Below are 17131 nucleotides of genomic sequence, written 5' to 3'. Positions count from 1 at the left end.
GCCGTCCGGACTCAATCCGTCACGGCGCCCTTGCTGGCCGGTGCCGCGAGTTTCGCGAACTTCGCCAGCACGCCACGGGTGTAGCGCGGCGCCGGCTGCTTCCATGCGGCGCGGCGGCGCGCGAGCTCGTCGTCCGGCACGTTCAGCTGCAGCAGGCGCTGGTGCGCGTCAATGGTGATCGAGTCGCCTTCCTGCACCAGCCCGATTGTCCCGCCGACGTATGCTTCCGGCGCGACGTGCCCCACCACCATGCCCCACGTGCCGCCCGAGAAGCGACCGTCGGTAATGAAGCCCACCGACTCACCCAGGCCCTTGCCGATGATGGCCGACGTCGGCGCGAGCATTTCCGGCATGCCCGGGCCGCCCTTGGGCCCGAGATAGCGCAGCACGAGAATGTCCCCGGCCTGGATGCGATCGCCCAGGATCGCGTCCATCGCGCTCTGCTCGTCGTCGAACACGCGGGCCGGGCCGGTGATGACGGGGTTCTTCAGCCCGGTGATCTTCGCCACGGCGCCTTCCGGCGCCAGGTTGCCCTTCAGGATCGCGAGGTGGCCTTCCTTGTAGAGCGCACGGTCAAGCGGCAGGATCACGTCCTGATCCGCGCGCGGCTGGTCGGGCACGTGCGCGAGCTCTTCGGCGAGCGTCCTGCCGGTGATGGTGATGCAATCGCCGTGGAGCAGGCCGGCGTTGAGCAGGATCTTCATGACCTGCGGGATGCCGCCGGCCGCGTGCAGATCGGTCGCCACGTACTGGCCTGACGGCTTGAGGTTGCAGATGACCGGCACGCGCTGGCGCATGCGCTCGAAATCGTCGATGGTCCACTCCACTTCGGCAGCGTGCGCGATGGCGAGGTAGTGCAGCACCGCGTTGGTCGAGCCGCCCGTGGCCATGATGACGGCCACGGCATTTTCGATGGACTTGCGCGTGATGATGTCACGCGGCTTGAGGTCGCGGCGCACCGCCTCGACCAGGACGCGGGCCGATTCAGCGGCGCTGTCCACTTTCTCCTGATCAGGATTGGCCATCGTCGAGGAATACAGCAGCGACATGCCGAGCGCCTCGAACGACGAACTCATCGTGTTGGCCGTGTACATGCCGCCGCACGAACCGGAGGTGGGGCACGCGTTGCGCTCCACGCCTTCGAAGTCTTCCTCGCTCATGCGACCGGCGGTGAATTCGCCCACGGCCTCGAACGACGACACGATGGTCAGGTCCTTGCCCTTCCAGTGCCCCGGCTTGATGGTCCCGCCGTACACGTAGATGCCCGGCACATTCGTGCGCGCCAGGGCGATCATGCCGCCGGGCATGTTCTTGTCGCAGCCGCCGATGACGACCACGCCGTCCATCCATTGGCCGTTGACGCAGGTCTCGATGCAGTCGGCAATCACCTCGCGCGAGATCAGCGAGAACTTCATGCCCTCGGTGCCCATCGACATGCCGTCGGAGATGGTCGGCGTACCGAAGGTCTGCGGATTGGCCTTCGCCTCCTTGATGGCAGCCACGGCCGCATCCGCGAGTTTCTGCAGGCCCGAGTTGCAGGGCGTGATCGTCGAATGGCCGTTCGCCACGCCGATCATCGGGTTGTTGAAATCTTCCTTCTTGTAGCCCAGCGCGTAATACATCGAGCGGTTGGGCGAGCGCGCCACGCCTTGCGTGATGTGCTGGGAACGCTTGTTGTCTGGCATGGGGTCTCCGTGGGCGTTGTTCTGTGCCGCTCAGCATGCGCTTGGACGAAAGGCGCGTCAAATATATTATTGATAGCCCATTGATTCATAAAACATATCAATCGCTGACATGGACCTGCGCCAACTGCGCTATTTCGTGACGGTGGCCGAAGAGCTGCACTTCGGTCGCGCTGCCGAGCGGCTTGCGATGACGCAGCCGCCGCTGTCGCAACAGATTCGCGCGCTGGAAGAGGAGCTCGGCGTCACGCTGTTCCATCGCACGCAGCGTTCGGTCGCGCTCACGCCGGTGGGGGCGCGGTGGCTCGTCGAGGTGCGGCGCGTCCTCGCCGAGGCCGGGGCACTACCGGCGCTGGCCCAACGCCTGGCGCGCGGGGAAGTCGGTTCGCTGTCGCTGTCCTTCGTCAGCACGGCTGACTACGGCATCCTGCCCGCCGTGCTGCGGCACTTTCGTGACGTGCGGCCGGACGTGCAGCTGCAGCTGCGCGAGGCCACCAGCGATGTGCAGATCGAGGCGCTTCTGGCCGGCGAAGTCGATGCTGGCATCGTAATTGCGCATCACGCCGGCTCGGTGCCCGGCGAGCTGGAATACCGCCCGCTGGTGCGCGAGCCGCTCGTGCTGGCCGTACCGGCTTCGCGGGCCGCGCGGTGGGGCGTCGGGCCGGGCCAGCCGTTCCCGTTGGCCGACGCTGCGGCCGAGCCGCTCATCATCTTCCCGCGCCGGTCCGCGCCTGCGCTGTTTGACATCATTACCGGCTATCATGCCGCGCACGGCGGCCGGCCTGAAGACGCCGGGGCTGCCACGCGCATCGGCCAGGAAGCCATCCAGATGCAGACCATCGTCAGCCTCGTCTCGGCTGAGATGGGCGTGGCGCTGGTGCCCGCTTCGCTATGCAACCTGCAGCGGACCGGCGTGGTCTATCTTGAACTCGCCGCGCCGAGTCCCGTCATCGAGACCGGCCTGGTGTGGCGGCGCGATGCGGCCTCACCGGTGCTGCCGTGGTTCGTGGCCAGCGCCGAAGCGGTCGCCAGGCTGCAAGAAGACAACCAAACCTGAAACACAGGATTCATGCTCATCCATCCGCAATTCGACCCCGTCGCCCTGCATCTGGGGCCGCTCGCCATCCGCTGGTACGGCCTGATGTATCTGGCGGCGTTCATCATGTTCCTGTGGTTCGGCCGCCTGCGCACGCGCCAGCCGCACATCGCCGCTGAAGGCTGGACCGGCCGCGACCTCGACGACATGCTCTTCTACGGCGTGCTCGGCGTGATCCTGGGTGGGCGCCTCGGCTACGTGCTGTTCTACAAGGCCGATTGGTATTTCGCCCACCCGCTCGACATCTTCAAGGTCTGGGAAGGCGGCATGGCGTTCCACGGCGGCTTTCTCGGCGTGGTCGTGGCGATGATGCTGTATGCGCGCATGCGCGGCCGCTCGTGGATGCAGGTGACCGATTTCATCGCGCCGATGGTGCCGTGCGGGCTTGCCGCAGGGCGCCTGGGCAACTTCATCAACGGTGAGCTGTGGGGACGCGTGTCGTCGCCCAACCTGCCGTGGGCGATGATGTTCCCGCAGGCGCAGGGCGAAGACCGGGAGTGGTTGCTTTCGCATGCGCAGGAGGCGGTCACCAGCGGCCTTCAGGCCATCTTCGACCAGTACCACATGCTGCCGCGCCACCCCTCGCAGATCTATCAGTTTCTCGGCGAGGGCGTGCTGTTCTTCATCCTGCTGTGGCTGTACGCGCGCAAGCCGCGGCCGATGGGCGCCGTGTCCGGGGCGTTTCTGGTGGGCTACGGCGTGTTCCGCTTCGCCGCCGAATTTGCACGCGAGCCGGACAACTTCCTCGGCCTGCTGGCGATGAACCTGTCGATGGGGCAGTGGCTGTCGCTGCCGATGATCCTGATCGGCATCGCCATGCTGGTCTGGTCCTATCGTCGTGCAGGCAACGGTGCAAAAAGCCAGGCACACGCCTGACGTCGCCGCCGCGCAAAGGAAAAAGCCACCGAACTTCGGTGGCTTTTTTCATGGACCGGCTCGCGGCTTATTTCAGCATCTGCACGGCGCCGGAAACCGTCACCGTGACCTGCGCCTTGCCGCCCTCGATGGGCACCGGCGCCGAATCGAACGATGCCGGAGCAGCTGCCATGCGCATCATCGGACGCGGGCCCGGATTGTTGCTGCCCTCGCTCACGTGCACGTCGCGGATCGTGTAGCTCGTGTAGCCAAACAGCTTGGTGGTTGCCAGCGCCTTGTCGCGGAATGCACTCACAGCCTGATCGATGAGCTTGGCTTCCGCCGCCGTGCGCGCCTCGCGCGAGAGCGTGAAGTTCACGTTCTGCACCTGCATCTGATTGGCCAGCTGCCCGGCGAGCTTGGAGGCGGCCGCGAAATCCTTCGAGGTCAGGCGCACTTCCGCGCGGCCCCGCCACACGCTGATCTTGCCGTTGCGATCGGTGTTCGGATAGATGTTGAAGCCGCCGGTTTCCGCCTGCACGCCGGAGGTCCGCTTGGCCTGGTTGATGACCTCATCCGCCTTGCGTGACAGGGCCGTCGAGATCGTGCCCGGGTCGGCACCTTCCTGCTCGGCGGCCAGCGTGAGCGTCACGGTGTCGGTGGGGACTTCAGCTACGGCTTGGGCATCCAGCGAAAGCACGCCCGAATGATTCGTCTCAGGTGCGGCTTGCGCGACAGCGGTCGTCATCATTGCAGTCCCCAGAATGGTTGCGGCCAGGACAGATTTCATTGTGTTCTCCCAAAAAAGCAATGTGATGCTTCTGACTGGGCGCCGCGCGCATCGTTCATCACGTTTGTAACAATTCCCAGCCGAAGCACGCCATTCACTCAGGATCGCGCATCAATTTGGTGGTGATGTAGCGCCATTGCGCGGGGGTGACGGGCGTGATCGACAGGCGATTGCCTCGCTGCAGCACCGTCATGTCGGCGAGCTGCTCGTGCGCGCGCAGCGTGGGCAGGTCGATCAGCGCGCATTTGCGCACGAACTTTACGTCGACGAGCATCCAGCGCGGTGCGTCCGGTTTGGATGCGGGGTCGTGATAGGGGCTCTTGGCGTCGAACTGCGTCGGATCGGGGTAGCTCGTCGAGCAGATTTCCGCCAACCCCGCAATACCCGGCTGCGGACAGGACGAGTGGTAGAACAGCACGCCATCGCCGATGCGCATGCGGTCGCGCATGAAGTTGCGTGCCTGATAATTGCGCACGCCCGTCCAGGGTAACGTGCCTTGGGCTTGCAGCGTGTCGATGCTGGCCTCGTCGGGCTCAGACTTCATCAGCCAGTATTGGGCGGCCATGGTGCGCGAGCGGAAGTGGCGGTGTGCGCAGCATAGCAACACGGCGATGCGGCTGCACCACGCAGCACGCAAAAGAAAAGGCGATCGTGCGCAATGCACGACCGCCTTTGTTGGGTCCCCACCTCGGCCGCTAGGCCCGCCTCCTGAACCCAAGTACGGTTCAGAGTGGCTGCGGAAGCCGCATTTCGGGTACATCACCGGCGCAGGGAGCACACGACTTTCGTCGCATGCTGTGCACCGGAAGACGCGCGCGCCCACACGGCATGTCCCGCACCAAGCAATGCTTATCGGTTCAAGGAATGTATGACCTTGGCGAACCAGGCAGGGAAACTGTCAGACGCATCGTCACGCTGCTTTTGATGCATGGCGATGCGTCTGAGAATTCATCGCAGGCAACCGATTTTTCTCGAGTCTGGAGCCGCTAAAGCCTTATGTTGAAAGGGTTTGCGGGCAGTTGCCGGAAGCCATTGGGTGACACTATACACCCGTTCGCATCCGAACCCAAGCCCGGATGCGATCCGGTTACAAACACGTTTTGTATGGGGTCAAACGACTTCGCCGTACTGGCGCAGCGCTTCATCGGCGCGTGCATTCAGGTCGGCCAGCTTGGCACGGATGGTGTCGATCGGCAGCGCGGCATCGGCGGCGGCCTGGCGCTGCATCGACAGCAGGTCCGAGGCGATGCTGATGGCGGCCATGACGGCCACGCGCTCGATGCCCTTGGTGTTCGAGCCGTTCTTGATGCGCGTCATCTGGGTGTCCACCATGGCGGCGGCTTCGCGCAGCGCGGCTTCGTTTTCGGGCGAGACGGCAAATTTGTAAGCCTGCCCGGCGATGTTCACTTCAATCTGCTTGCTGCTCATGCTTAGGTCTCCGGATGCGGGGCAGGGGCGGCGGTGGCGTCATCGCCGGCGGCCTGGCCGAGGAGGTCAAGCTGCCGGGCGTCGGTGGCCGTGGGCAGCTTGTCGAGAATCGACTGGATGCGCAGTTGCGCTTCCTCGATCTTGGCATTGAGCACGCTGCGATCAGCGACCATGGCATCGCGCTCGGTCCTGGCGGTCTCGGCCTCGGCCTGCAGCCGCTCGACTTCGGCGCGCAGGCGCTGGTTCTCGGCGGCAAGCGCGTCGGCGTGACGCAGCACGCGCGTGAGCTTGTCGGCAAGTTGTTCGAGTTCGTTCAGCATTGGTTGTCAATCGGAATCGAGTGGGGGGATTTTAGCCCATCGCTGCGGCAGCGCCTGTCCTCCATACGGATGCGCAATGCGAGGCGGCGCGCGGGGCACAACGGGCGACGGGCTTATTTGGCGAGCAGGACGGCGTTTGGCGTTAAACTTCGCGGCGTCCTGGTGCCCGCAGCACCATCTGCAGTTAAACGGGAAGCAGGGAGCGCGCGCCCCCAAAGCGATGCGCCAACCTGCGCTGCCCCCGCAACGGTAAGCGAACGTCGCGGTGCCCGCCATCTCGCCAAGAAGATGGGCGCCGCGCGGTCTGTCCAACCAAGCCACTGTTCCCTTGGGAATGGGAAGGCGGACGGGCCGCTTCGCCAGCCCGGATACCGGCCAGGACGGTGGATCTCAGAGGATCGGTCAACGATCCGGGTGCGCCGCCCGAGCTCGGCCCTGTGATGCCCGCCGTACCCCGTGTAGGGCTGCGCTCCCGGGGCCGACGTGGGACTGCTCGCCACGGACCATGAGCCGGTTCAGAGCCGATGTGAGGGAACCGCATCGAGATCCTGCTGCCAGCGACCCGCGGGGGAACGGGTCCGGCTGACGCTTCTTGTCTTTTCAACATGAGCTTGACTACAAAGCGGCCACTCCGGAAGCCCCGGACGGCCATGCGTGCGCTTGCCGGTGCACGATTGGGGGTTGTTGCAGGGGTCATGGCAGGTGCGGTTGCACCGGCCTGGTCACAAAGCAATACACAGGCGAACGGGACGCCGGTGGGTGAACTGAATCCGACCGTGGTGACCGCCTCGCGGGGCGAGCAGCCGCTCTCCGATGCGCTGCCGCACACCACGGTCATCAGCCGCACCGACATCGAGCGCTCGCAGGCGCCGGATGCGGTGACGCTGCTGCGCCGCGAGGCCGGTATCGAAATCGCCCAGAACGGCGGCCCCGGCACCAACGCCAGCCTGTTCATGCGCGGCGCCAGTTCCAACCAGACGCTGGTGCTGATTGACGGCGTGCGTGTGAGTTCTGGCACATCGGGCGGCGCGCAGATCGGGCAACTGATGGCAGACCAGATCGACCACATCGAAGTCGTGCGCGGTAATGTGTCGGCGCTCTATGGCTCGGACGCGGTCGGTGGCGTGGTGCAGATCTTCACGCGCAGCGGTCGCGGCCATGCGCCGCTGGCCAATGCGGAGATCGAATACGGCGCGCGCAACACCAAGCGCGCGCAGGCGGGCATCAGCGGGTCGGTGGGCGAGCGTGGCGATACGTCGTTCGCCGTGTCGGTGTCTGAGTTCAAGACCAGCGGGTTCTCGACCATGAACCCGCTACTGGCGCCGAAAGCGAACCCGAACGACAACCCCTACACGAACAAGAGCGTGTCGGCGCAGCTGTCGCATCGGTTCTCTGCGGACTGGCAGGCGGGGCTGACGTACTTCCAGACCTGGGGCGATGTCAGCTACGACAGCAGTTTCGGCAAGCCGACCGACATCAACACGGCGCACAACGTGGTGCGCTCGATGTCCGCCTTCGTGGATGGCAAGGTGACGCAGGACTGGAAGACGCGCGTGACGCTCTCGCAAGGGGATGACCGCAGCCTGAACTTCACCAACGGCGTGCCGCAGGTGCCGGCGCGTTTCAACACGCGCAACCAGACGGCGACTTGGCAGAACGACTGGACTTTCCTGCCGAACCAGTTGCTCAAGGTCGGCCTGGAACATCTGCAGACCAGCATCGATAGCGACGCCTACGATGTGCCCACGCGCAACGTCGACTCCGGCTACATCGGCTACGAAGGCAAGTTCGGCCCGCACCAGTTGCAGCTCAATCTGCGCCGTGACCGCTATTCGGATTTCGGCGGCGCCAACAGCTACTACGCCGGCTACGGCTTTGCGTTCACCCCGCAGTGGAAGGCGGTGGCGAGCGTGAGCAACGCCTTCCGCGCGCCGAGCTTCAATGAGTTGTACTACCCGTTCTTCGGCAACCCGAACGTGCAGCCGGAGAAGGCGCGCTCGGTGGAGGGCGGCGTGGAATATAACGGCGCGATCGGCCTGGTCCGCATGACGGTGTTCGAGACGGACTACAGCAACCTGATCACCTCCGTGTGCGATGCCGCGTTCAACTGCGCGGCTGCCAACGTCAACCGCGCGCGGGTGAACGGCGTCGAGACTTCGTACCGCGGTTCCATCTATGGCGTGGACGTGCGCGCCAGCTTTACCATGCAGAACCCGCAGGACTTGTCGGCCAACCAGTTGCTGTCGCGTCGTGCACGGCACTTCGGCAGCGTCTCGGCGTACAAGACGGTCGGGCCGTTCTCGGCGGGCGTGGAGTGGAACGCGGCGGGTGATCGGCAGGACTCGACGAGGGCGCTGGGCGGTTACGGCTTGCTGAACCTCGTCGGCCGCTACCAGATCACGCGCGAGTGGGCGTTGTCCGCTCGCCTGGAGAACGTGACGAACAAGAACTACCAGTTGATCTATCCGTACAACACGGCATCGCGTGGAGTGTTCTTCACGCTGTCGTGGCAACAGCACGAACCGAAGCGATGACGACACCTGCACTGCCCGCACGCGCGGCACGCGGTTTTGCCTGGCGGCTGTGGTCGCTGCTGGCCTTCGCGTGCGTGGTGGTGCTGGTGGCGTCGCTGATGCTCGGCAGCGTGCGGCTGTCGCCCGCCGAAGTCTGGCGGGCCCTGATTGGCGGCGGCGATGGCCTGGCGGCAGGCATCGTCACCGAGCTGCGCCTGCCGCGTGCGGGCGCGGCATTTGCGGCCGGCGGGCTGCTCGCGTTTGCCGGCGCGCTCATGCAGATGCTGCTGCGCAATCCGCTGGCCGATCCGTATGTGCTGGGCGTGTCGGGCGGCGGCGCGGTGGCGGCCCTCACGGCGATGCTGCTTTCGCTGCCGTGGTGGGCGGTGCAGACCAGTGCCGGCGCGGGGGCGTTGCTGTCGATGGCGCTGGTGGCCGCGCTGGCGCGCCAGCACCTGTGGCGCGGTGAACCCGGCGAAGCGAATGCGCGTCTGCTGCTCGGCGGCGTGGTGATGGCTTCGGGCTGGGGCGGCCTCATTACCCTCATTCTGACGGTCGCACCCGAGAACAAGCTGCGCGGCATGATCTTCTGGATGGTCGGCGACCTCGGCGGCGCCGATCGTTACGTCGGCGCCTTGATTGCGCTGGTGGCGGCGGTGGCCGTGGTGCTGCCTCATGCTCGGGACCTCAATGTGCTGCTCGCGGGCGAGATGCGCGCCCGCGCGCTCGGCGTGCCGGTGGCGCGCGTGCGGGCGCTGATCTACGTGGTGGCGTCGCTGTGCACCGCCGTGGCCGTGACGATGGCAGGCTCCGTCGCCTTTGTCGGCCTGCTCGTGCCGCACATGGTGCGCCTGGCGTGGACGCGCGACGTGCGCATCCACCTGCCCGCCACCGCGATGGCGGGCGGCGGCCTGCTGATGCTGGCCGACCTGATCGCCCGCACGCTCATCGCGCCGACGCAACTGCCGGTGGGCGTGATCACCACGATGATCGGCGTGCCCACCTTCCTCTACCTGCTGATGCGGAGCGCGCGATGAGCTGGCTGCGCCGCACACCCGCACCGCCGGCATTTGCGCAGATGGAGGCGGCGCCTGAACTGGCCTTGCACGATCTGCGTGTGGCGGTGGAAGGGCGCGTGCTGATCGGGCGCCTGTCGATGACGGCGACGGCCGGCCAGCTCTGGAGCGTGGTCGGCCCCAACGGCGCAGGCAAATCGACGTGGCTCTCGGTGCTTGCAGGGCTGCGCGCGCCGGACGGCGGCAGCGTCACGCTCGACGGGGCGCCGCTCGCCGACTGGCCAGCCGTGGCGCTGGCACGCCGCCGCGCTTTCCTGCCGCAGACGCTGCACGACACGTTTCCGGTCACCGTCCATGACGCCGTGATGACGGGCCGCCATCCCCACCTCGCGCGCTGGGAATGGGAGGGCGATGCCGATGCACGTGCTGTCGATGCTGCCCTCTCTGCGCTGCACCTGCAGCCGCTGGCGCAGCGCGACGTCCGCACACTTTCCGGCGGCGAGCGGCAGCGCGTGGCGATCGCCTCGGTGATTGCGCAGGACGCTCGCGTGCTGCTGCTCGACGAACCCGTCGCGCACCTAGACTTGCATCAGCAGATTGCCGTGCTCCGCCTGCTGCTTGAAGGCTGCCGCAAGCACGGCTGGCTCGTCATGCTGACCGTGCACGATTTGAACCTCGCGCGCCGCTTTGCCACCCATGCGCTGTTGATGGACGGCGCGGGCCACACGATTGCCGGCAAGGCAGCCAACGTGCTCACGCCTGAGCACTGCGCGCGCGTGCTGCGCACCCCGATTGCCGAGGTGGCCGACGGCCGCCGCACGGCACTGATTCCGGATGACCCCGATGACCATGCCTGAAAACGAAGACGGCGGCCTCAATGCCCGCCATCGCACCCGCATGCAACGCAAGAAGGCCGTCGTGGACGCCAGGATCGCGGCCGCCACCGACGTGCGCGGCGTGCTGCTCGTCAACACCGGCAACGGCAAGGGCAAATCGAGCTCGGGCTTCGGCATGGTGATCCGCGCGATGGGGCACGACATGCAGGTGGGTGTCGTGCAATTCATCAAAGGCGCGATCCCCACCGGCGAAGAGCGTTTCCTGCGGCGGTTTCCCGAGCAATGCCGCTTCCACGTCATGGGCGAAGGCTATACGTGGGAAACGCAGGACCGCACGCGCGACATCGAGAAGGCGCAAGCCGCGTGGGCCTGCGCCCGCGAGCTGCTGAACGATCCGTCGATTGGCCTGGTGCTGCTCGATGAGCTGAACATCGCGCTCAAATACCACTACCTGGACGTGCAGACGGTGCTGGCCGACCTGCGCGCCCGGCCGGCAGCGCAGCATGTCGTCGTCACCGGGCGCGGCGCGCCACCCGAGCTGATCGAAGCGGCCGATACCGTGACCGACATGACACTCGTCAAGCACGCGTTTTCGCAGGGCGTCCAGGCGCAGCCGGGGGTGGAACTGTGATGGCCCCCGCGATGCGCATTCCCCCGTTTGATGACGCACTGCGCGCGCGTCTGCAGGCCGCCGTAGACACCAAGACCAAGCCGCTCGGCGCGCTGGGCCGGCTCGAAGCGCTGGCCGTGCAGATCGGGCTGATCCAGAACACCGAGGCGCCGCAACTGATCCGCCCGGCCATGGTGGTGTTCGCGGCGGACCACGGCATCGCCCATGCCGGCGTGAGCGCGTATCCGCAGGCCGTGACGGCGCAGATGGTGCTCAACTTCGTGGCGGGTGGCGCTGCGGTCAACGTGTTTTGCCGCCAGCACGGCTTTGCGCTCGAAGTCGTGAACGCCGGCGTCGCCGCGCCGCTGTGGGCAGGCGACACACCGGGCCTGGTCGATGCGCCCATCGGCCCGGGCACGCGCGATTTCGCCCAGCAGCCCGCCATGACCGCCGAGGAGCGCGACCGCGCCATCGCGCTCGGCGCCCAGCGGGTGGCGCACCACGCGACGCTCGGCAGCAACGTCATTGCACTCGGCGAAATGGGCATCGCGAACACCGCGTCGGCTGCCTGCCTGATGGCGCGGCTGTGCGATCTGCCGGTGGCGCAATGCGTCGGTCGCGGCACCGGGCTGGACGATGCGGGCCTGGCCCGCAAGCGCGCCGTGCTGGAAGCCGCCATGGCGCGGCATGCACAGGTGAAGGCGCCGCTTGACGTGCTCGCCTGTTTCGGTGGCTTCGAGGTGGCGGCGATGGTTGGCGCCGTCCTGGAGGCGGCGCAGCGGCGCATGGTCATCCTTGTCGACGGCTTCATCGCCACGGCCGCCGTGCTGGTGGCGGCGCGCGTGGCGCCCGGCGTGCTGCGCTATTGCGTATTCGGCCATGTATCGGATGAACGGGGGCATCGCGCGCTGCTGGAGGTGCTCGATGCGCGACCGCTGCTGTCGCTGTCGTTGAGGCTGGGCGAGGGCAGCGGGGCGGTGCTGGCGTATCCGCTGGTCGTGTCCGCCGTGGCGTTCCTGCGTGAGATGGCGACTTTCGCCAGCGCCGGCGTGAGCGGGCGCGCGTAGCCATGAACCCGTTGCGCGAACACTGGCAGGCGCTGTGGATGGCGGTCGGGTATTTCACCCGCATCCCCGTACCGGCGTGGGTCGGGCTCGGTCCCGATACCTGGCAGGCCGGGCTGAATCGCGCGGCGCGGTACTTTCCGCTCGTCGGCTGGCTGGTGGGCGCGGTGGCTGCGGCGGTGTACTGGCTGGTGTCGCGCACCGTGCCTGCGCCCGGCGTGGCAGTGGCCGTGTCGATGGCGGCCACGCTGCTGCTGACCGGCGCGTTCCACGAAGACGGCCTGGCCGATTGCGCGGATGGCTTCGGCGGCGGTTACACAGCCGAAGACCGCCTGCGCATCATGCACGACTCGCGCATCGGCGCGTTCGGGGCGATTGCGGTGTGCATGGCGCTGCTGCTCAAGTGGCAACTGCTGAGTGCGATGGCGTCGCATGGCACGGCGATCCTCGCAGCAATGGTTTGTGCCCATGCCGCCAGCCGTGCAGCCGCGGTGAGCTACCTCCTCACGCATGACTACGTGCGCACCGAAGGCAAGGCCAAGCCTGTCGCCCAACGCATGCGCTGGGCCGGAGCGCTGTGGGCCAGTGCATTCGGCATCGTGCCGCTGCTGTGGTTCGGGGCCGTGTGTGCAGCGCTCGTTGTCGTGGGGCTCATCGTTGCGCGCTGGCTGCTGGGCCGCTACTTCGTGCGCCGCATCGGCGGCATCACCGGCGATTGCCTGGGGATGGCGCAGCAACTCTTTGAACTGCTGATCCTGTGGGGGCTGCTGGCGTGGATTTCATCCTGATCCGCCATGCGCGGCCTGCCATGACGGCCGGGCTGTGCTACGGCCGCACCGACCTGCCGCTGGCCGACCCGATGGACCCGCATCCTTCGGCCAACGTCGACAAGCTCACCGCACACGCGCCGCACCGCCTGCTGGCAAGCCCGCTCCAACGTAGCCGCCTGACAGCGGAGGCGATCGCGCGCGTGGCCGAGGTGCGGGCTGTCGAAATCGATGCCCGCTTGATGGAGCTGGACTTTGGCACCTGGGAAGGCTGCCAGTGGGACGACCTGCCGCGCGCCCAGGTGGATCGGTGGGCGCATGACCTCGTGCACGGGAACCCGCATGGCGGCGAATCGGCGGCGGACCTGCTGGCGCGGGTGACCGCCTGGGCGGAAGCCACCGCGGCCGCCGAGGCATCGTGCGTGTGGGCGGTCACGCATGCCGGCTGCATGCGCGCCTTGGCTGCCCATTGGCTGCAGCGTCCGCTGGCCGAAACGCTGCAATGGCCGCTGCAATGGGGCGCCGCGTGCGGCTTTCGCGTGCAGCCCGACGGTTTGCCGGTGCTGCTGTTCTGGAACCGATGAGGCGCTACGCCCGACGCGCGGCCAACGTCAGCGTCCGATCCTGGCGTGCATCCCGAGCCGCCGCGTGCGCGCCTCTTCCAGGTCTTCGCACAACTGCGTGGCGGCCTCCACCAGGCGTGGCCCGAAGCGGTTGATGAGGTCGCCGTTGATCGTAAAGAGGTTGCCGCGCTGCACGGCCTGCAACTGGGGCCAGCGCTTCCAGCCGTCGAGCGTGTCGATGGGGCGATTGCCCTGCGTGGCGCCCATGCTGGCCGTCAGCAGCACCTCGGGGTTGGCCGCGATCACAGCCTCCGCCGAGACCGTCGGCACCAGCAGCGGCTCGCTGGCAAACACGTTGCGGCCGCCGCATAGCGCCAGCATGTCGGAGAAGATGTGCTGGCCGTTGAGCGTCATCAGCGGCTGTTCCCACACCTGGTAGAACACCGTCACGGGCGGGCGGCCGCTGTAGCGGTTGCGCAGGCCATCGACGCGCTGGCGGAACTGCTGCGCGGCGTCGTGGGCGCTGGCGCGCGTGTCGAGCAGCGTGCCGAGCGCTTCGATGGAGCGCGGGATGTCCGCCATGCGATGCGGTTCAGAAAAGAACAGCGGAATGCCAAGCGCACGGAGCCGGTCGAGCTGCTTCTGCGCATTGCCGTGGCGCCAGACGACCACCAGGTCGGGCTTGAGCGCGGCGATGCGCTCGAGGTCCAGCGACCGGTTGTCGCCCACGCGCGGAATGTCGCGGGCGGCGGGCGGGTAGTCGCTGTACGTCACGGTACCGACGATGCGCGCGCCGCCGCCCGCCGCGAACAGCAGTTCGGTGGCGTGCGGCGCAAGGCTGACGATGCGCTGCGCAGGGCGTTGCAGCGTGACGGCGGCGCCGGTGTCGTCGGTGACGGAGATTGCGGCAAGGGCGGGGGCGACCGCGGCGAGCAGGGCGGCAAGGCCGAGCGCGGCAACACCGCGGGCAAGGTGGCTGAAACGGACTGTCATCAAACGGGGCGGGGGGAGGCGGTCATGCGGAAAGCGACAGCGATGCTAACGCATCGTCCAGGCGTTGCCATCCGGGTTCATCCGCAGGCAAGCCGAAGCGCAGGCCCGCGACGGGCCCATCGAACAGGCGGGTCCAGACGCCGACCCGCGCCAGCCGTGCGTGAAGCGCCGGTGCCTCGGCCGTCGGTGCCCAGGCAAACAGCGGCGTGGCGGTGTTGCGCAGGCCGTGGCGATCCAGCAACGCATGCAGCCGCGCGCCTTCAGCTTGCAGGCGCGCGCGCGTGGCGCTCTGCCACGGCGCGTCGGCCAGCGCGGCACGCACCACGGCGCGCGCCGGGCCGTTGACGGTCCAGTGGCCCAAGGCGTCGCGCAGCGCATCCACGAGTTCCGGCGCAGCCAGCGTGAAGCCGATGCGCGCTCCGGCCAGCCCATAGAACTTGCCGATCGAACGCAGGACCACCAGGCCCGGCGCCCCCGCCAACGGCGCCATCGTCGGGCCATCGTCGAACGCCTCGATGAAGGCCTCGTCGACGATCAGCGTGCCGCCGCGCACAAGCAGGCGCGCATGCCAGTCGCGCAGCGTTTGCGCGGGCAGCAGGCGTGCGGTCGGGTTGTTCGGGTTGACGACGACGAGATGCCGCACGTTGGCCGGCAGGTCGGTGAAGAACGCGTCTTCGGGCAGCGGTACGACGGTGTGGCCGGCTCGCGCGAAGGCCGGCGCGTATTCGCTGTAGCCGGTCTGCGCAATGCCGACGCGCCCGCGCGGCAGCAACGCCGGCAGCCCGCGGATGGCCGCCTGCGAGCCGGCCACCGCCAGCACCGCACGCGTATCGCTCACGCCGTAATGCGCGGCGGCTTGCACTTCGAGCCCATCGTCTTCGGGCAGTCGCAGCCAGGCATCAGCCGGGATGGGCGGAACGGGATAGCCGCGCGGATTGATGCCGGTCGAGAGATCCAGCCAACCACCGGCCGGCTCGCCGTAGCGGGCACGGGCGGCGGCCAGGTTGCCGCCATGGACGATGCCGCTCATGACGCGCTCCACGCGATGACGGCGAGGCTGCCCAAGATGGCCAGCCACCACCACAGCGTGCGCGAGACCAGAGCCAGTGCGCGCGTGATGTCGGCCGCGGCGACGGGCGCGCCGGTGCCCAGCGGTGGGCGCGGCTCATCCACGCCTTCGTAGCGCGCGGTGCCGCCAAGCTTCACGCGCAGGCTGCCGGCGCCGGAGGCCATCACCGGGCCTGCGTTGGGGCTCGACCATTGCGGCGCCTGTGCGCGCCAGCAGCGCAGCGCATCACCGGTGTGGCCGAGCAGCGCATAGCTCGTGGCCGTGAGCCGGGCGGGCACCCAGTTGAGCACGTCGTCGATGCGTGCGGCTGCCCAGCCGAAACCGGCAAAGCGCGCATTGCGGTAGCCCCACATCGCGTCCAGCGTGTTGGCCAGCCGGTACAGCACCACGCCGGGGGCGCCTGCCACGACGAGCCAGAACAGCGGCGCAAAGATGGCGTCGCTGCCGTTCTCGAGGGCCGATTCCACGGCGGCACGAGCAATGGGCTCGCCGTCGGCATCGTGCAGGTCGCGCGAGACGATGCGCGACGCCAGTGCGCGTGCTTGGGGCAGATCGGCATCGCGCAGCGCAAGCGCGATCGGGGCGATGTGGTCATGCAGGCTGCGTGCGCCGATGGCGATGTAGAGCGCGATGGCATCGAGCGCCGTCACGCACCATGGCGAGGCGCCTCGCGCCCCGGTGACGAACCACCCCGCCACCAGCACGAACGGCAGGACGGCGATCGCCCACGCGATGAGCCCGGCGGTGCGCGACCACGCCAGCGCGGCAGGCCTGCGGTTCATGGCGCGTTCCACGGCAGTGGCGATGCGCCCGAAGCCGACCAGCGGATGCCAGCGCGGCACCTCGCCGAACAGGCGATCAAGCAGCACGCCCCCGAGCGCAGCGAACGCAACGAGTGGCCACCCGAGATCGAACACGCCGCCCAGCATGGCACTCACTTCGTCGCGCCGAGTGCCGGCCCCTTCACGACCATCGGAATGCCCGCGACCAGCAGATGCACGTTGTCGGCCAATGCGGCGAGGCGCTGGTTCAGCCGTCCAAGCTCATCCACGTAGAAGCGCGTGACGGCGCCCATCGGTACCACGCCCAGTCCGATCTCGTTGCTCACCAGGATGATGTCGCCGGGCACCAGCGGCAGCGCGGTGAGCAGCGCGTCGATCTCGTGCGTCCAGGCCTCGGGCGGGGTGATGACGCCGGTGTCGGGGTAGGCGTGCGGCGCGGCCGGGTCGCCGAACAGCAGGTTGTTGAGCCACAGCGTCACGCAATCGACCAGGACGCAACCGCCGTGCTGGGCGTGTGTGTAGAGCGCTTCCGCCAGGTGCACGGGCTCTTCCACGAGTCCCCACGCGGCGGGGCGGCGCGCGCGGTGCAGGGCCACGCGCAACTGCATCTCGTCGTCGCCCTCCCGCGCGGTGGCGAGGTACGTGACGGGACCCGTACATTGCAGCGCGAGCTGTTCGGCGTGGTGGCTCTTGCCCGAGCGGGCGCCACCGAGGACGAGCGTAAGACGGCGTGACATCCGTGCATTC

At 67.8% G+C, this 17131-nt stretch carries 18 protein-coding genes, 1 other RNA gene and 1 riboswitch; of the genes, 9 read left to right on the top strand and 10 right to left on the bottom strand.

Annotation, left to right across the window (positions count from 1 at the left end; all coding sequences use genetic code 11):
- Positions 1–11: 11 nt before the first annotated feature.
- On the bottom strand, positions 12–1685 hold the full coding sequence (ilvD, locus tag TK49_RS15330) for a dihydroxy-acid dehydratase (RefSeq protein WP_045787472.1): 1674 nt from the start codon (positions 1683–1685) through the stop codon (positions 12–14).
- 109 nt (positions 1686–1794) lie between these two features.
- Between ilvD and TK49_RS15325 the strand changes: the two genes are divergently transcribed.
- A complete protein-coding gene (locus tag TK49_RS15325; RefSeq protein WP_045787471.1) occupies positions 1795–2739 on the top strand; it encodes a LysR family transcriptional regulator in 945 nt (314 codons plus the stop codon).
- Between the two features lie 12 nt (positions 2740–2751).
- Positions 2752–3654 (top strand): prolipoprotein diacylglyceryl transferase, encoded by a 903-nt coding sequence (gene lgt / locus TK49_RS15320; RefSeq protein ID WP_045787470.1) that lies wholly within the window; start codon positions 2752–2754, stop codon positions 3652–3654.
- A 67-nt stretch (positions 3655–3721) separates the two neighbouring features.
- Here lgt and TK49_RS15315 read toward each other — a convergent pair whose 3' ends face one another.
- From TK49_RS15315 to TK49_RS15300, 5 genes are all read right to left on the bottom strand, one after another.
- Positions 3722–4423, bottom strand: coding sequence for an SIMPL domain-containing protein (locus tag TK49_RS15315; protein WP_045787469.1), 702 nt, complete (start codon positions 4421–4423; stop codon positions 3722–3724).
- Positions 4424–4517: 94 nt separating this feature from the next.
- Entirely contained in the window at positions 4518–4988 is a 471-nt protein-coding gene (locus TK49_RS15310; RefSeq protein ID WP_045787923.1) for an EVE domain-containing protein, read from the bottom strand.
- 111 nt (positions 4989–5099) lie between these two features.
- A non-coding RNA gene (gene ssrS / locus TK49_RS25280) (6S RNA) lies at positions 5100–5319 on the bottom strand.
- Between the two features lie 214 nt (positions 5320–5533).
- Entirely contained in the window at positions 5534–5851 is a 318-nt protein-coding gene (locus tag TK49_RS15305; protein ID WP_045787468.1) for a cell division protein ZapA, read from the bottom strand.
- A gap of 2 nt (positions 5852–5853) precedes the next feature.
- Complete coding sequence (locus tag TK49_RS15300; protein WP_045787467.1) at positions 5854–6171, bottom strand: hypothetical protein; 318 nt, start codon at positions 6169–6171, stop codon at positions 5854–5856.
- 143 nt (positions 6172–6314) lie between these two features.
- A riboswitch (cobalamin riboswitch) is annotated at positions 6315–6565 on the top strand.
- A gap of 256 nt (positions 6566–6821) precedes the next feature.
- On the opposite strand from TK49_RS15300, the gene TK49_RS15295 reads away from it, so the two are divergent.
- From TK49_RS15295 to cobC, 7 genes are read left to right on the top strand one after another with little or no spacing between them, the layout of a single operon-like run.
- On the top strand, positions 6822–8705 hold the full coding sequence (locus tag TK49_RS15295) for a TonB-dependent receptor domain-containing protein (protein ID WP_045787466.1): 1884 nt from the start codon (positions 6822–6824) through the stop codon (positions 8703–8705).
- Positions 8702–9721 carry a FecCD family ABC transporter permease gene (locus TK49_RS15290; protein WP_045787465.1) on the top strand — a complete coding sequence of 340 codons (1020 nt, stop codon included), beginning with the start codon at positions 8702–8704 and terminating at the stop codon, positions 9719–9721. The genes TK49_RS15295 and TK49_RS15290 overlap by 4 nt, the downstream gene beginning before the upstream one ends.
- Positions 9718–10557, top strand: a complete 840-nt coding sequence (locus TK49_RS15285; RefSeq protein ID WP_045787464.1) for an ABC transporter ATP-binding protein — start codon at positions 9718–9720, stop codon at positions 10555–10557. Before TK49_RS15290 ends, TK49_RS15285 begins: the two co-directional genes overlap by 4 nt.
- Positions 10544–11167, top strand: a complete 624-nt coding sequence (gene cobO / locus TK49_RS15280) for a cob(I)yrinic acid a,c-diamide adenosyltransferase (protein WP_082076327.1) — start codon at positions 10544–10546, stop codon at positions 11165–11167. The genes TK49_RS15285 and cobO overlap by 14 nt, the downstream gene beginning before the upstream one ends.
- Positions 11167–12213: a nicotinate-nucleotide--dimethylbenzimidazole phosphoribosyltransferase gene (gene cobT, locus TK49_RS15275; RefSeq protein WP_045787462.1), complete on the top strand. Its 1047-nt coding sequence runs from the start codon at positions 11167–11169 to the stop codon at positions 12211–12213. The genes cobO and cobT overlap by 1 nt, the downstream gene beginning before the upstream one ends.
- Before the next feature lie 2 nt (positions 12214–12215).
- Positions 12216–12998, top strand: coding sequence for an adenosylcobinamide-GDP ribazoletransferase (locus tag TK49_RS15270; RefSeq protein ID WP_045787461.1), 783 nt, complete (start codon positions 12216–12218; stop codon positions 12996–12998).
- On the top strand, positions 12983–13561 hold the full coding sequence (cobC, locus tag TK49_RS15265) for an alpha-ribazole phosphatase (RefSeq protein WP_045787460.1): 579 nt from the start codon (positions 12983–12985) through the stop codon (positions 13559–13561). The genes TK49_RS15270 and cobC overlap by 16 nt, the downstream gene beginning before the upstream one ends.
- Before the next feature lie 27 nt (positions 13562–13588).
- Here cobC and TK49_RS15260 read toward each other — a convergent pair whose 3' ends face one another.
- The 4 genes from TK49_RS15260 to cobU are packed head-to-tail and all read right to left on the bottom strand — an operon-like array spanning position 13589 to position 17121.
- Complete coding sequence (locus TK49_RS15260; protein WP_045787459.1) at positions 13589–14533, bottom strand: cobalamin-binding protein; 945 nt, start codon at positions 14531–14533, stop codon at positions 13589–13591.
- A gap of 22 nt (positions 14534–14555) precedes the next feature.
- Positions 14556–15563: a threonine-phosphate decarboxylase CobD gene (gene cobD / locus TK49_RS15255; RefSeq protein ID WP_045787458.1), complete on the bottom strand. Its 1008-nt coding sequence runs from the start codon at positions 15561–15563 to the stop codon at positions 14556–14558.
- A complete protein-coding gene (cbiB, locus tag TK49_RS15250; RefSeq protein WP_394372759.1) occupies positions 15560–16531 on the bottom strand; it encodes an adenosylcobinamide-phosphate synthase CbiB in 972 nt (323 codons plus the stop codon). Before cbiB ends, cobD begins: the two co-directional genes overlap by 4 nt.
- Before the next feature lie 5 nt (positions 16532–16536).
- The gene (gene cobU, locus TK49_RS15245; protein WP_045787456.1) at positions 16537–17121 is read right to left on the bottom strand and encodes a bifunctional adenosylcobinamide kinase/adenosylcobinamide-phosphate guanylyltransferase; all 585 of its coding nucleotides are present in this window, start codon (positions 17119–17121) and stop codon (positions 16537–16539) included.
- Positions 17122–17131 lie beyond the last annotated feature (10 nt).

The organism is Ralstonia mannitolilytica (assembly GCF_000954135.1).
In the GTDB taxonomy this organism is placed as follows: Bacteria; Pseudomonadota; Gammaproteobacteria; order Burkholderiales; family Burkholderiaceae; genus Ralstonia; species Ralstonia mannitolilytica.
This window is presented reverse-complemented; position numbering and strand designations above follow the sequence as displayed.

Excerpts from the sequence above, each read along its gene's own strand:
- ilvD (WP_045787472.1), bottom strand. The coding sequence starts at position 1,685 with ATGCCAGACAACAAGCGTTCCCAGCACATCACGCAAGGCGTGGCGCGC.
- TK49_RS15325 (WP_045787471.1), top strand. The coding sequence starts at position 1,795 with ATGGACCTGCGCCAACTGCGCTATTTCGTGACGGTGGCCGAAGAGCTG.
- lgt (WP_045787470.1), top strand. The coding sequence starts at position 2,752 with ATGCTCATCCATCCGCAATTCGACCCCGTCGCCCTGCATCTGGGGCCG.
- TK49_RS15315 (WP_045787469.1), bottom strand. The coding sequence starts at position 4,423 with ATGAAATCTGTCCTGGCCGCAACCATTCTGGGGACTGCAATGATGACG.
- TK49_RS15310 (WP_045787923.1), bottom strand. The coding sequence starts at position 4,988 with ATGGCCGCCCAATACTGGCTGATGAAGTCTGAGCCCGACGAGGCCAGC.
- TK49_RS15305 (WP_045787468.1), bottom strand. The coding sequence starts at position 5,851 with ATGAGCAGCAAGCAGATTGAAGTGAACATCGCCGGGCAGGCTTACAAA.
- TK49_RS15300 (WP_045787467.1), bottom strand. The coding sequence starts at position 6,171 with ATGCTGAACGAACTCGAACAACTTGCCGACAAGCTCACGCGCGTGCTG.
- TK49_RS15295 (WP_045787466.1), top strand. The coding sequence starts at position 6,822 with ATGCGTGCGCTTGCCGGTGCACGATTGGGGGTTGTTGCAGGGGTCATG.
- TK49_RS15290 (WP_045787465.1), top strand. The coding sequence starts at position 8,702 with ATGACGACACCTGCACTGCCCGCACGCGCGGCACGCGGTTTTGCCTGG.
- TK49_RS15285 (WP_045787464.1), top strand. The coding sequence starts at position 9,718 with ATGAGCTGGCTGCGCCGCACACCCGCACCGCCGGCATTTGCGCAGATG.
- cobO (WP_082076327.1), top strand. The coding sequence starts at position 10,544 with ATGACCATGCCTGAAAACGAAGACGGCGGCCTCAATGCCCGCCATCGC.
- cobT (WP_045787462.1), top strand. The coding sequence starts at position 11,167 with ATGGCCCCCGCGATGCGCATTCCCCCGTTTGATGACGCACTGCGCGCG.
- TK49_RS15270 (WP_045787461.1), top strand. The coding sequence starts at position 12,216 with ATGAACCCGTTGCGCGAACACTGGCAGGCGCTGTGGATGGCGGTCGGG.
- TK49_RS15260 (WP_045787459.1), bottom strand. The coding sequence starts at position 14,533 with ATGACAGTCCGTTTCAGCCACCTTGCCCGCGGTGTTGCCGCGCTCGGC.
- cobD (WP_045787458.1), bottom strand. The coding sequence starts at position 15,563 with ATGAGCGGCATCGTCCATGGCGGCAACCTGGCCGCCGCCCGTGCCCGC.
- cbiB (WP_394372759.1), bottom strand. The coding sequence starts at position 16,531 with ATGCTGGGCGGCGTGTTCGATCTCGGGTGGCCACTCGTTGCGTTCGCT.
- cobU (WP_045787456.1), bottom strand. The coding sequence starts at position 17,121 with ATGTCACGCCGTCTTACGCTCGTCCTCGGTGGCGCCCGCTCGGGCAAG.